Origin of the sequence: Chryseobacterium sp. T20, from assembly GCF_047345655.1 — a bacterium.
Taxonomy (GTDB): Bacteria; Bacteroidota; Bacteroidia; order Flavobacteriales; family Weeksellaceae; genus Chryseobacterium.
The window spans coordinates 85,462-98,842 of the sequence record NZ_JBLFDU010000004.1 but is presented as its reverse complement, the minus strand read 5'-3'; the positions used below and the strand labels follow the sequence as shown (position 1 = coordinate 98,842).

General features: G+C 36.6%; 10 protein-coding genes. 4 read left to right on the top strand and 6 right to left on the bottom strand.

Features of this window, described 5'->3' with window-relative positions; genetic code table 11:
• Nucleotides 1-19: 19 nt before the first annotated feature.
• Nucleotides 20-511 carry a hypothetical protein gene (locus ACMA47_RS11555; RefSeq protein WP_413929905.1) on the bottom strand — a complete coding sequence of 164 codons (492 nt, stop codon included), beginning with the start codon at nucleotides 509-511 and terminating at the stop codon, nucleotides 20-22.
• 23 nt (nucleotides 512-534) lie between these two features.
• On the bottom strand, nucleotides 535-1,140 hold the full coding sequence (locus ACMA47_RS11550; protein ID WP_034697031.1) for a hypothetical protein: 606 nt from the start codon (nucleotides 1,138-1,140) through the stop codon (nucleotides 535-537).
• A 238-nt stretch (nucleotides 1,141-1,378) separates the two neighbouring features.
• Here ACMA47_RS11550 and recR point away from each other — a divergent pair, with 238 nt between their 5' ends.
• Both recR and ACMA47_RS11540 read left to right on the top strand, forming a co-directional pair.
• Entirely contained in the window at nucleotides 1,379-1,990 is a 612-nt protein-coding gene (gene recR / locus ACMA47_RS11545; protein ID WP_034697032.1) for a recombination mediator RecR, read from the top strand.
• Nucleotides 1,986-2,825 carry a glycosyltransferase family 2 protein gene (locus tag ACMA47_RS11540; protein ID WP_413930123.1) on the top strand — a complete coding sequence of 280 codons (840 nt, stop codon included), beginning with the start codon at nucleotides 1,986-1,988 and terminating at the stop codon, nucleotides 2,823-2,825. Before recR ends, ACMA47_RS11540 begins: the two co-directional genes overlap by 5 nt.
• A 53-nt stretch (nucleotides 2,826-2,878) precedes the next feature.
• On the opposite strand, the gene secG is transcribed toward ACMA47_RS11540, so the two are convergent.
• The 3 genes from secG to ACMA47_RS11525 form a co-directional block, all read right to left on the bottom strand.
• Nucleotides 2,879-3,229 (bottom strand): preprotein translocase subunit SecG, encoded by a 351-nt coding sequence (gene secG, locus ACMA47_RS11535; RefSeq protein ID WP_413929904.1) that lies wholly within the window; start codon nucleotides 3,227-3,229, stop codon nucleotides 2,879-2,881.
• Between the two features lie 133 nt (nucleotides 3,230-3,362).
• Nucleotides 3,363-5,408, bottom strand: coding sequence for a M16 family metallopeptidase (locus tag ACMA47_RS11530; RefSeq protein WP_413929903.1), 2,046 nt, complete (start codon nucleotides 5,406-5,408; stop codon nucleotides 3,363-3,365).
• A 52-nt stretch (nucleotides 5,409-5,460) separates the two neighbouring features.
• Complete coding sequence (locus ACMA47_RS11525; protein WP_079240632.1) at nucleotides 5,461-6,774, bottom strand: M16 family metallopeptidase; 1,314 nt, start codon at nucleotides 6,772-6,774, stop codon at nucleotides 5,461-5,463.
• Nucleotides 6,775-7,217: 443 nt separating this feature from the next.
• On the opposite strand from ACMA47_RS11525, the gene ACMA47_RS11520 reads away from it, so the two are divergent.
• Nucleotides 7,218-9,548, top strand: coding sequence for an ATP-dependent helicase (locus ACMA47_RS11520; protein ID WP_413929902.1), 2,331 nt, complete (start codon nucleotides 7,218-7,220; stop codon nucleotides 9,546-9,548).
• Nucleotides 9,549-9,876: 328 nt separating this feature from the next.
• Here ACMA47_RS11520 and ACMA47_RS11515 read toward each other — a convergent pair whose 3' ends face one another.
• On the bottom strand, nucleotides 9,877-10,092 hold the full coding sequence (locus ACMA47_RS11515; protein WP_413929901.1) for a hypothetical protein: 216 nt from the start codon (nucleotides 10,090-10,092) through the stop codon (nucleotides 9,877-9,879).
• A 317-nt stretch (nucleotides 10,093-10,409) separates the two neighbouring features.
• Between ACMA47_RS11515 and ACMA47_RS11510 the strand changes: the two genes are divergently transcribed.
• Nucleotides 10,410-13,178, top strand: a complete 2,769-nt coding sequence (locus ACMA47_RS11510; RefSeq protein ID WP_413929900.1) for a TonB-dependent receptor plug domain-containing protein — start codon at nucleotides 10,410-10,412, stop codon at nucleotides 13,176-13,178.
• Nucleotides 13,179-13,381 lie beyond the last annotated feature (203 nt).

The window sequence follows — 13,381 nt, the reverse complement described above, 5'->3', positions numbered from 1 at the left end:
TTGTATGATTTCGCTTTTATTAACATCCGCATTCTCCATAGATGGGAGTGGTAAATGTAGTTCCGTCTGGTTTCTCTATAGTCAGAGTACCTTCAAACAGTAAAGCTTCCTCGCCTTTTATTTTTTTACCTTTTACAGAAATTTTGTAATCGTCATTTTCTATTTCCTTGGTAAGCAATTCATCTACTTCCATATCACTTGATGAAATAAGATTCATAGCCAGTCTTTTGCCATCCAGCATCATATAAGCTGTTTTTCCGGCATCATCTGCATAAATGTATCTCTCATTTTCAAAATCAGTTTTGCTTGCTGCAAAATAGCAGGAGCATTCTTTGATTTCTTTTGGAAAAGGGATTGTTCCCACCAGAATATTTCCTGAAGAATGACCTGTTGATGCAGTATCTTTAGCCACATGCAAAGAATCGGCAGTAGCAGAAGTTGAAACCGTTTCTTTTTCCTTTTTACAGGCTACCAGTAGAAATGCGGAAAATAAAATGATTAAATATTTCATGTGTTTGTGGTTTTATTATTTGTTTATCCTCTTGCTCTTTCAAGAAGTGTCATCATTAATAGAGAAAGGATTACTAAGCTTTCTTCCTCGTCATCAATATCGATCAGTCTGTCCAGCTGGAATCTTCTTCCAAAGAATGAAGGCATTTTTTTCAGTTTAAAATAAGCCTTTCCATCAATTCCTGTTACTGTGTAAGATGGATTTAGGAAATACCCGGTGAACATTCCGATGATAGGAAGTTCTCCTACAAAGCTGTCCCAGAATCTTACCCATGCACTGTCTTCCTGAATTTTAAACTTAGGCTGATCGTGTGCATCCAGAATATCATAGCTTGCTTTCCAGATAGAACGCATTCCTTTTCTCGCCAGTCTACCGAAGTTTTTATTATCGATAAGATCATTCAAAGAGTAAGACGCATTGAAATCAATCCATTGATTCGCTCTGATTCTGAAAAGTTCTTTAGACTTGCTTTCATCATTAAAAACGATAACATCCTCTTTCAACTTGAACATTTTCTGACGAACATACGCTACATAATTTCCGTTTTTGTCAGTAATGTTGAAGTCTCCTGCTAAAGTAGTGATTTTGAATTTGAAATCCAGAGGATAATTAAGATTGTTAAGTACCATGTCAGTTTATTTTTTTCATATTTAATTTAAGCCGCAAATATAAAGGTTTTTTTTAGTGTTCTCAGGTATGGGAGAAATTTAAAATATCATCATGAGACATTAATCTCATAGTCAATTGTCAATTTTTGCTGCGCAAAGTCAATTGTCAATAATCACTTTATACAAATTCATAATCGAAGCGAATTGACGATCCACTATTCACTATCAATTATCAACTTTAATCCTTATTTTTGTACCTATGGATTACCCTAGTAAAGTATTGGCAAAAGCAGTAGATGAGATTTCGGGATTGCCTGGGATTGGACGAAAAACGGCTTTGAGGTTAGCACTCCATTTGTTGAAGCAGCCCAATTCAAGAGCTGTAAGCCTTGGAAACTCCCTGATTAACCTTGTCAATGAAATAAAGTACTGTAAAGAATGTCACAATTTTTCGGATTTTGATATCTGTGAAATATGCAGTAATGAAAAGAGAAATGGTGAACTGATCTGTATCGTTGAAGATGTACGTGATGTGATTGCGATTGAAAATACGGGAAAGTATACAGGGAAATATCTTATTCTTGGTGGGAAAATTTCTCCTATGGAAGGAGTAGGGCCAGGTCAGCTGAATATTCCAAGTATTGAAAAGAAACTGAATGACGGAAAGGTAAAGGAATTTATTTTCGCACTGAGCGCCACCATGGAAGGGGACACCACAGCTTATTATATTTACAAGAAATTTAAAAGTTTCAATGTGAATTTTTCAAGCATTGCAAGAGGAATTTCGGTTGGGGATGAATTGGAATATGCGGATGAAATTTCTTTAGGAAGATCTATTATCAACAGGTTGCCGTACAACGAAAAGGATTAATATGAAGCTGTCCGTTATTATTGTTAATTACAATGTTACCCAATTGCTCAGAAGCTGTCTCCTGTCGCTCCAGAAGTATATACAGGACATAGATTACGAATTGATTGTTATTGATAATGCTTCTACAGACGGTTCATGGGGAGACCTTATTTCGGAATTTTCCGATGTACATTTTATATCATCTGCAACGAATGGCGGTTTTGCAAAAGCCAATAATCAGGCTGTCCAGATAGCAAAAGGAGAATATGTATTGCTTTTGAACCCTGATACGGAGTTGGAAGGGTTTTATATGAAAGAGCTGTTAGATTTTGCAGATGCTCAAGCTTCATTCGGATGTCTGGGAGTGAGAATGCATGATGCAGAAGGGAATTTCCTTCCTGAAAGCAAACGCTCGGTTCCGGATATGTTCAACTCGTTTGAAAAGCTGTTTACCAATTTTAAAAAGAACAATTCGAAATCCTATTACAGGAACGACATAGAAGAAAATGTCATTGCAGAGGTGGATGTGATCACCGGAGCATTTTTATTGGCTAAAAAAGAGGTCTATGAAAAAATAGGAGGATTGGATGAAGCTTATTTTATGTATGGAGAAGATATTGATCTCTGCTATACATTTTTAAGAAACGGATATAAGAATTTCTATTATGGAAAAGTTTCTATCCTTCACCATAAAGGAGAAAGTACCATCAAAGATGAAGTCTATCTCAACAGATTTTATGGAGCCATGCAGATCTTTATTGATAAATATTATAAAGAATCTAAGCCTATGCAATACTCATTTTTAAAGGCAGGATTAAAACTTCGGCATCAGATTGAAAAGATCAAACTAAAATAAAAAAGCAACTCAATTTGAGTTGCTTTTGTTGTATGTAAGATAATATTCTCTTCTTATTTTGCCGGAGCTACAGGAGTCTGTGCCGGAGTTGTTGTAGAAGAAGCAGGAGCTGACTGTTTAGCTGGAGCTTCTTTCTTAGCAGGTTGTTGTGCAGGAAGTGTCTGAGACGGCTTACCTGTAATAACAACGCTTAAAAGGATAAGAACGATGATAGTTCCGCCTAGAGTCCATGTTGCTTTTTCCATGAAATCATTGGTTCTCTGTACTCCGAACTGTGCAGATGATGCACCTCCGAATGTACTGGAAAGGCCTCCTCCTTTTGGGTTTTGTGCCATAACGATAATTACCAATAAAACACTGGCAACCATAACAAGAACCATTAGTAGTGTAAATATAGTATCCATTAATTCTTATATCTTTTTGAATGGGCAAATTTAATCTTTTTTTACTGAATGACAAAGAAAGATGTCGCCAAATGTTGATAAAAATAAAAACGGCAACAATTGTTGCCGTTTTTTCTATAAAAATAGGATGTTCTTATTTAAAATCAGCATCTGTAGCCTTATTGATCTCATAAGACTTTACCGTCATCGTCATGTCCATTCCCATTTGGCTTACAGAAATTGTGTAAGGCATTTTCACTCCGTTTACCTCTTTGTAATTAGAGAATGTTGTTGGGATGGTCATTTCCTGACCTTTAGCTTTTACTTTTTTAGTTTCTCCGGTTTTTAATCCCGTTGCAACGCTGTAGTAATAGGTTGTATCTCCACCTTTAATAGCATAAGAATCTTCCCCTCCGATTTTCTCAATTCCGCCTAATGTATAATCAGCAGATTTTGCAAAACCTAGTTCTTCGAAAAGCTCAGGATTCTTTTGTTTTTCAGCAATTTCTTCCGGAGTGATATCCACTCTTTGTCCCATTTGCATAGAATAACCGGTTTTTCCATCGAAAACCTGCTTCTGAACAACCTGTCCCATTGCTGTTACAGTGGTAAGTTCCTTTCCACCTTGTGCTTTAACGATTTTAAAATCGATGTTCTGTCCTTGCATAGACATTGAAGCGTTGGTAGTATAAGAAGTGATCTTTGCCAGATTAGCTTTTCCTCCGATAGCATTGATGTATTTATCAACTACAGAAGCTACCGTTACGCTAGCATCCACTTTTTGTACAGTTGGTTTCGCAACAGGATTCGCTTCTTTATCGAAATATTTTACAGGGTAACCTAATTTTTCCAATCCTTCAGAAATGTCAGATGCTTTACCAGCAATGAAAATTCTGCTTTGGTTAGGTAAAATAGTAGCTTTTACAGCATTGGAAACATCTGCAGCAGTTACCTTATCGATAGATTTTAAGTAATTGGTGTAGAAATCAGCAGGAAGATCCTGAACTTTTTGGTTCAAAGCAAATCTTGCGATTGTAGCCGGCTGCTCCAAAGACATAATGAAAGATCCTTTCAGTTTAGCTTTAGCATTGGCCAATTCTTCCGGTTTTACTGTAGAAATAGCGTTAAGTTCATTCATGAATTCTTTAACAGCTTTGTCTGTAACCTCGTTTCTTACGCTTGCACTTGCAGAGAATTGCGGAGAATATTTGCTGGCAACCATACTTGAGTAAGCCCCATAGGTAAATCCGTTTTTCTCACGAAGGTTCATGAAAAGTCTTGCTTCACCACCACCACCAAGGATGTAATTGGCAATTGTTGCAGGGAAGTAGTTGGCATCTTTCATTTTCAGGGTGTTCAGGTTGTTTAATGAAACAACAGACTGTACAGCTGAAGGGACATCTACTACATTGATTTCCGTTTTAGCAACATTGGAAGCAGGTTCTAATTGTGCAATAGGAGTGTTTGCTTTTTTCCAACCTCCGAAAGCTTTCTCGATCAAAGGTTTTACCTGGTCAAACTTTACGTCTCCAACAATTACTAAATAAGCATTATCCGGAGCGTAGTATTTTTTGTAAATATTTTGTACGTCAGCTAACTGAATTTTGTTGATAGATTCAACCGTTTCAAATTCTCCTCTTGAAGTATTTTTTCCATACATCAAAGCGTTAGAAACTCTTTCTGCAATAGAAGAAGCATTTTTTTCTTCAGACTTTAATCCCTCGATTGCTCTTTCTTTAGAGTTTTGAATTTCTTCAGCAGAGAATTTAGGATTAATCATAGCATCAGCCATTAAACCTAAAACTTCAGGGAAATATTTTGAAAGTGAATTGGCAGAAGCACCTCCTGAAGAGAAATTAAGGTTCGCTCCAAGGTAGTCTACTTTTTTGTTGAAATCATCTTTGCTGATGTTGGTCGTTCCGTTTTCGAACTGTTCAGCCATAATTTCGCTTACTCCGGTTACTGCTCCTTCGTTGTATGGAGGTCTGTCCATAGAAAGACTCGCGCTTACTCTTGGTAATTTGTTGTTCTCAACCACCATTACCGTAAGACCGTTGCTTAGCTGGAAAGTTTTTGGCTTCGCAATGTTAATCGCAGGAGTAGGTCCCGGTTTCGGCATTGCATTAAGATCTATTTTTTGTGCTGAAACCATTCCTGTAAAGAAAAACGCTGCAGCTATATATGTTAATTGCTTTTTCATTTGTAAAAATTTAATTTTTAATAATCATGTTATCACCTAAAAAGTTGAATGATTACTTTTTCTCAGGTACGTAATTGATGATTATTCTTTGGTTGGAATTAAGATACTTTTTAGCTGCATTTTGAAGATCCTGTCTGGTAATAGATCTGTAAATGTCAATTTCTTTGTTGATCAAATTCGTGTCACCCATCAATACGTGGTTGGTTGCCAATGAAGCAGCAATTCCCTGAATGCTTGAGTTTGCATTAACAAACTGGTTCTCGTATTGGTTTTGAAGTTTCTGATAATCTTCTTCAGAAATCAGAGTAGTCTGTACTTTTTTGATTTCAGCATCAATGTCAGTCTGTAAAGTCTGTTTTGTAGTTTGTCCCATTGGAATTGCGAAGAAGGCAAAAATACTGTAATCTTCAAGTCCCTGATTGAAAGCAGCTACCTGAAGTGCTTTTTTATCCTGGTCAACTAATTTTTTATATAAAACTGAAGATTTACCGTTGCTCAGATAAGAAGAAAGCATATCCAACACATAAGCATCTTTTTCCTTGTTAGCTGGAGTTCTGTACGCGAATACATACGCCGGAAGTTGAATGTTCGGATCCGTAGCAGTCACTTCTTTTTCCTGTGTGATAGGAGCATCTTTCGGGAAATCTTTTGGATAAAGCGTTCCTTTTGGAATTCCTCCATAATAGGTTTCAATCCATTTCTTAGTCTGCTCAGGTTTGATATCTCCGGCAACCACTAAAGTAGCGTTATTAGGAACATAATACTTTTTGTAGAATGCCTGAAACTCTTCTAATTTAGCAGAATTCAAATCTTCCATAGAACCAATTGTTGGCCAGTTGTATGGGTGATTGGTAAATAAATTTTTCTGAATAGTCGTGAAAAGATTTCCGTAAGGTTGGTTATCCATTCTTAATCTTTTCTCTTCTTTTACAACCTCTCTCTGTGTATCTACACCAATCTGGTTGATAACAGCGTGACGCATTCTTTCCGCTTCCATCCAAAGTCCAAGCTGTTCGTTGTTGGAAGGAAACGTTTCGTAATAATAAGTTCTGTCATTGGTGGTGTTGGCGTTGTTTTGCCCTCCGTTTGAAGAAACGATTTTGAACCAGTCTCCTCTCTTGATGTTAGGAGTTCCTTCGAATAAAAGGTGTTCAAAGAAGTGAGCAAAACCTGTTCTGCCTTTTACTTCATCTTTTGCACCTACATGGTACATTACACCTGTTGTTACAACCGGTGCAGAGTTATCCTGATGAAGAATTACGTGAAGACCATTGGGAAGGTCATACTCTTCGAATTTGATTTGCTGTGCGTTCAGCATTAGCCCGAAGAAAGCTACGGCAGCAGCAGAAAGAAGTCGCTTTTTCATAAAATTTAGAAATTGTTTATCAATTAGTATGAAAAGTGAATTAAATGTTACAGAGTTTATAGAAAAATATGATCGCTTGGGGAAATTTCCAGAAATTAAAAGTGAAAATATGGGAGATAGATATTGATAAATTATCAATTCGTATTTTAACGCAAAGTTCGCTAAGAAATTTTATAATTTTTAAGCACGATCGCAACGGCGTTTCACTCAGCAATAGGCATTATGGTTTTCTAGCTGAACGAAGTGCCTTTGCGAACGAAATAGATAAGTTTAGAGATAATCATTGCGAACATTAGCGTTTAATGTATTTTTTATATAAAATTAAAGGTTAATATATAGTTTTCAGGATTCACACTTTAAGTATACAATTTCTAACTTCTCTATGAAAGTTTGAATTCTCCTCCGAATACCTTAATTTTGTGTTCCCAAAATTTTTTTGCTGTATGGACTATTTGAAAGGACTCAACGAATCACAATATGAAGCCGTTACCTCTTTACAGGGACCTCTGATGGTGCTTGCCGGAGCTGGTTCCGGGAAAACGCGTGTGCTTACCATGCGTATTGCCCATTTAATACACAACGGAATAGATCCTTTCAATATCCTGGCTCTTACCTTCACCAATAAAGCGGCACGTGAAATGAAAGACCGTATCGCCAAAGTAGTAGGAGACAGCAATGCAAGAAGCCTTTGGATGGGAACATTTCACTCGGTTTTTGCAAGAATTCTGAGAATTGAGGCTCATTATCTTGGATATCCTTCCAATTTTACCATTTATGATCAGCAGGATGCCCTGAATGTGATTAAAAAAGTTCTGAAGGATATGAATATTGATGCAGATCTTTATAAACCTAAGAAAGTTCAGGCAAGAATCTCAACCTACAAGAATAACCTGATTACGGTAAAAGCTTATTTCAACAATCCTGAACTGATGGAAACGGATGAAAAAGCAAATATGAAATTCATCGGACAGATTTACCAGAAATATGTGGATCAGTGCTTTAGAAACGGATCTATGGATTTTGATGACCTGTTGTTGAAAACCAATGAATTATTGACACGTTTTCCGGAAGTACTGGCAAAATATCAGGACAGATTCCGATACATTATGGTAGATGAGTACCAGGATACCAACCACTCTCAGTATCTTATTGTGAAAGCTTTGGCTTCAAAATTTGAGAATATCTGTGTAGTAGGAGATGATGCACAGTCTATTTATTCTTTCCGTGGAGCGAATATTTATAACATCTTAAACTTTAAAAAAGATTATACGGATGCCAAAACAGTATCCTTGGAGCAGAATTACCGTTCCACACAGAATATTGTAAATGCGGCTAATGTTGTTATCGCTAAAAACCTGCAGCAGTTTAAGAAAAATGTATTCAGTGATAATGAAGAAGGAGATAAGATTAAAATATACCGATCTCTTTCCGATGCTGATGAAGCCAATTTCGTGGCAGGAAATATCTGGGAACTTCGTAACCGTGACCAGAGAAAGTACAGCGATTTTGCTATTTTATACAGAACCAACTCTCAGACACGTGCTTTTGAAGATGCGCTGAGACGTAAAAATATTCCGTACAAAGTATATGGAGGTCTTTCTTTCTATCAAAGAAAAGAAGTAAAAGACCTTATTGGATACCTTCGTCTTCTGATCAATGAAAATGATTCTGAAGCATTAATGAGGATTATCAATTATCCAGCAAGAGGAATTGGAGAAACAACACAGAATAAACTGATTGTTTTTGCTGATGCCCACAATATTGCGGTTTCAAAAGTATTAGAAAATCTTCCAATGTATGCTCCTCAGTTAGGTCTGAACAATGGTGTTTTAAACAAATTGAACGATTTCTGGTCCATGATCAAAGCTTTTCAGGTATTGCTTAAAACAGAAACAGCTTATAGTGTGGCTATGGAAGTAGCAAAACGAAGCGGCTTAATCAAATTTTTAAAAGATGATCAGACTCCTGAAGGAATTTCCAGAGTAGAAAACGTACAGGAATTGATGAACTCTATGCAGGGATTCATTGAAGAGCAGATGCAGCTTGAAGATGGTGATCCGAGTCTTTCCAATTTCCTTGAAAACATTGCACTTTCTGCAGATACTCAGGATAAAGAACTGGAAGATGATATGGTTTCTTTGATGACCATTCACCTTTCTAAAGGACTGGAATTCCCGGTAGTACACTTAGTAGGACTTGAAGAAAACCTTTTCCCAAGCTTTATGAGTTCGGCAACCAGAGAAGATCTGGAAGAGGAGAGAAGATTATTTTATGTGGCATTGACAAGAGCAGAAAAGCAAGCCTTCTTCTCCTATGCTGTTTCCCGTTTTCAATGGGGAAAAATTACCGATGCTGAGCCTTCAAGATTCTTAAGCGAAATTGATGATGAATATATTGAATTCCTTAATCCTGCTTTGGAAAAAAGGTTTATCAATAATTCAGGAGTGAAATCCAATATCTTTGATGAGCATCCTTCAGAAATGAAATCTTTCAAAAAGGTTGAAAAGAAAACTATTGACAGAGGTGATACTTCAAAACCTGCTCCTGAAGTCAGAAAGCTGAAACCAGTAAGTACGGCTAAAATTATCAACCCAAGCGGAGCTTCTTCTCAGGATATTGAAGTAGGAGATAAAGTGAGACACGATCGTTTTGGAATAGGTGAAGTTACTTTCTTAGACGGAACAGATCCTCAGAACATCAAAGCAAAGGTTGTTTTCATGCATGAAGGAGAGAAAAATCTGATCCTGAAATATGCTAAACTGACTAAGATTTAACTTCAAAATAAAAATATAAAAGAAACGGATTCAATTTTTGGATCCGTTTTTTTATTTAAACACGAAGTTCGCAATGTGATTATTTGAATTTGCTATTTTTCGTTCGCAAAGGCGTTCCACTTAGCTAAGCTTTGCGTGCGTAGTGTTTTTGTTGCATTCATTTTAACGGGAAGTTCGCAAAGTTTCTATTAAGATCTGTTTCATTTTTGTTCGCAAAGGCGTTCCACTTAGCTATGACAAATGTTCTGTTGAGCGAAGTGCCGTTGCGATCGAAAAAAATAATCAATAAGCAAGTCATTTCTTTGCGTGCGTAGCGTTTTTGTTGCATTCATTTTAACGGGAAGTTCGCAAAGTTTCTATTAAGATCTGTTTCATTTTCGTTCACAAAGGCGTTCCACTTAGCTAAGATGAATCCTCTGCTGAACGAAGTGCCGTTGTGATCGAAAAAAATAATCAATAAGAAAGTCATTCTTTGCGTGCGTAGCGTTTTTATTGCATTCATTTTAACGGAAGTTCGCAAAGTTTCTATTAAGATCTGTTTCATTTTTGTTCGCAAAGGCGTTTCACTTAGTATAGATGATTTTCCTTGCTGAACGAAGTGCCGTTGCGATCGAAAGAATAATCGATAAGCAAGTCATTCCTTTGCGCACATAGCGTTTTTTAATATTTATTTTACTGTTAACCTTCTATAAAACAATGTTTTTTATGAATGTTTCCTTAATTTATCATAACTTTAAATGAGGGATAGAAAGAAACGATAATAGTTTTTTACAAAAACAAAGTCTATCTGTTTTGTAGACTAATAAATAAATTTTACATTTGCACCTTGTAAAAACATAAATGTTAATCAAATTCTAAACTATGAATAATAAGAAAACTATTCTTTCGGCCTCAGTTTTATTTTTCCTCGGCGTATTTACTTACGGACAGGAAAAAGACAGCATACAAGCACATAAAGACACCATAAAAACCAATAATGTAGAAGAAGTAGTAGTACTGGGTTCAAGAGCTGGTGCCAGATCTAAAGTAGACAGCCCTGTTCCTGTAGATGTATTCAATGTAAAAGAATCTTCAATTATTCTTCCACAGACTAATATCGGACAAATTCTAAATGCGGTTGCCCCTTCATTTACTTCTACCATTCAAACGAATTCAGATGGAACAGATCACCTGGATCCTGCACAGCTGAGAGGTTTGGGACCAGATCAGGTGTTGGTTTTGGTGAATGGAAAAAGAAGACATACTTCAGCATTGGTGAACGTCAACGGAACACCAGGAAGAGGTACGGTAGGAACTGATTTGAATGCTATTCCCTCTTTTGCTTTAAACAGAATTGAAGTATTAAGAGATGGAGCTTCCGCACAATATGGATCTGATGCCATTGCCGGCGTAATCAATCTTGATCTGAAAAGAGATACAGGAAAACTGGCAGGACAGATCAGCTATGGAGGAAATCTTACGCCAACAGCAAATGATCATACCGGAGATTTTGACGGACAAAATATTCAGCTGGATTTAAACTATGGGAATAAAATTGGAACCAAAGGAGGTTTCTTTAATATTACCTGGTCTTCACAATTCAGAAACCCAACGTATAGAGCAGGAACAGAAAGTGGTCCTATTTACAATGCTTACAATGCCATCGAACAGCGTGCATTGAATGACGGTGTGAACCTTTCTTCTCTTTTTACGAATATCAACAATACTCCCAATTCACAACAGATTGTAAATTATATCCATCAGTATGCACAGAATGTAAGTTATTTTTCTCAGGGTTTACAAAATGATATTCAGGCAGCGAATACCATCTCTGCGCTACAGAATGTTTTGAAATCTGCAAACTTCACTAGAGATCAGCTTAATTACTTTACGGATCAGGAATTGGCTTACAGAGGGCAGGAAAGGAAGGATTTTAATATGCAGGTTGGACAGTCTAAGCTTAACAATCATCAGCTTTTTGTGAATGCTGAGATCCCTGTAAGTGACAACTGGAAAGTATATACTTTTGGTGGTTATAGCATAAGACACGGAACTTCCGGAGGATTCTACAGAAGACCAACTGAAAACAGAACTTTTACAGGATTATATCCTAATGGTTACCTTCCACAGATTGGAACAGATATTCAGGATATCTCATTAGCTGCTGGAATTAAAGGAAAATGGGAAGGTTGGAATATTGATTTCAGTAATACGTACGGACAGAATTCATTTACCTATAACATCCAGAATACAGGAAATACCTCTTTGCGTTTTGCCTCTCCAAGAGAATTTAATGCAGGAGGGCTAAGATTTTCTCAAAATACGATCAATTTAGATTTCTCTAAAAAATATGACGTATGGGAAGGAATCAACGTAGCGTTTGGAGCAGAACACCGTTATGAGAATTTTAAAATTACTCAAGGGGAGCAAGCTTCTTATGCAACCTATGATGCTTCCGGAAATATATGGAACGGAAATTCTGTGAGACCTACGGATTTCTTCGGAGTAGCACTTCCGGGAGGATCGCAGGTATTCAATGGATTTAAACCTGAAAATGCGGTAGATAAAAACAGACAGTCGGTAGCAGCATATGCAGATGTAGAATTTAACTTTACCAACTGGTTGTTAGTGGATGCTGCAGCGAGATATGAAAACTATTCAGATTTCGGATCTACATTCAATTATAAATTGGCTTCAAGAATCAAAGTAGCGCCTAATTTCAATGTGAGATTTGCTGGTTCTACAGGATTCAGAGCGCCATCTATCCACCAGATTTATTATAATGTAACGTCTACATTGTTCACCAATAATCAACTTTTGGAAGTAGGAACTTTTAGCAATGATTCTCAACTTGCGGGATTACTGGATATGCCAAAACTGAAACAGGAAACATCAAAATCAGCAAGCGTAGGATTTACGTACAGAATTCCTTCGGCTAGTCTTACCTTTACAGCAGACGGATATTTCACGAGAATTGATAACCGTATTATTCTTACAGACCAGTTCTTAAAAGCGAATGTTCCTCAAAAAGCACAGGAAGCTTATGACCAGCTTGGAATTAATGCAGCGCAGTTCTTTACGAATGCCATTGATACAGAAACAAAAGGTTTAGATGTAGTGATTTCACACAATGCCAGATTCTCAGGATTTAAGTTGGATAATAACTTTGCCATTAATCTGAATAAAACAAAACAGGTTGGGGATATCCATTCTGCAGGTCTTTTACAGTCGCCACAATTGGAGAAAGTGTATTTTTCTGAGAAATCAAGAGTGTATCTGGAAGAAGCCGTACCGAGAGTGAAAGCCAGTCTTTCTCATACGCTTTCATGGAAGAATGCAAGTTTATATCTGAGAAATACCTATTTCGGGAAAGTAACAGGCGCTGATATTATTGATGTGAACGGAGACGGAATTATTGATTTTAATGAACACCAACAGATCGGAGATAAGATCATTACGGACTTATCTGCTGCTTATCAGTTTACTAAAAATGTAGGATTGACTTTGGGAGTAAACAATTTGTTTGATATCTATCCAACGAAAAACCTTACTGCTTCTACCAATAATGACCAATTCATTTATTCAAGATCGACTTCACAGTTTGGACAGAACGGAAGGTATGTTTTTGCAAGATTGAATTTCAATTTTTAAATAAAACAAAAGATAATGCTATAAAAAAACAGTTCAGAAATCCTGAACTGTTTTTTCTTTATGTAATATGAATTAAACTTTTATTTTTGAACCATTAAGATGTAATAAGAGTTTAAGAGTATTAAGATAAGCTTCGCTTTAAGCTTAAAAATCAGAATGATTTATCTTAATTATACTCTATTTCTTCAATATTTCTTAATGGT

Excerpts from the sequence above, each read along its gene's own strand:
- ACMA47_RS11555 (WP_413929905.1), bottom strand. The coding sequence starts at position 511 with ATGAAATATTTAATCATTTTATTTTCCGCATTTCTACTGGTAGCCTGT.
- ACMA47_RS11550 (WP_034697031.1), bottom strand. The coding sequence starts at position 1,140 with ATGGTACTTAACAATCTTAATTATCCTCTGGATTTCAAATTCAAAATC.
- recR (WP_034697032.1), top strand. The coding sequence starts at position 1,379 with ATGGATTACCCTAGTAAAGTATTGGCAAAAGCAGTAGATGAGATTTCG.
- secG (WP_413929904.1), bottom strand. The coding sequence starts at position 3,229 with ATGGATACTATATTTACACTACTAATGGTTCTTGTTATGGTTGCCAGT.
- ACMA47_RS11530 (WP_413929903.1), bottom strand. The coding sequence starts at position 5,408 with ATGAAAAAGCAATTAACATATATAGCTGCAGCGTTTTTCTTTACAGGA.
- ACMA47_RS11525 (WP_079240632.1), bottom strand. The coding sequence starts at position 6,774 with ATGAAAAAGCGACTTCTTTCTGCTGCTGCCGTAGCTTTCTTCGGGCTA.
- ACMA47_RS11520 (WP_413929902.1), top strand. The coding sequence starts at position 7,218 with ATGGACTATTTGAAAGGACTCAACGAATCACAATATGAAGCCGTTACC.
- ACMA47_RS11515 (WP_413929901.1), bottom strand. The coding sequence starts at position 10,092 with ATGAAACAGATCTTAATAGAAACTTTGCGAACTTCCGTTAAAATGAAT.
- ACMA47_RS11510 (WP_413929900.1), top strand. The coding sequence starts at position 10,410 with ATGAATAATAAGAAAACTATTCTTTCGGCCTCAGTTTTATTTTTCCTC.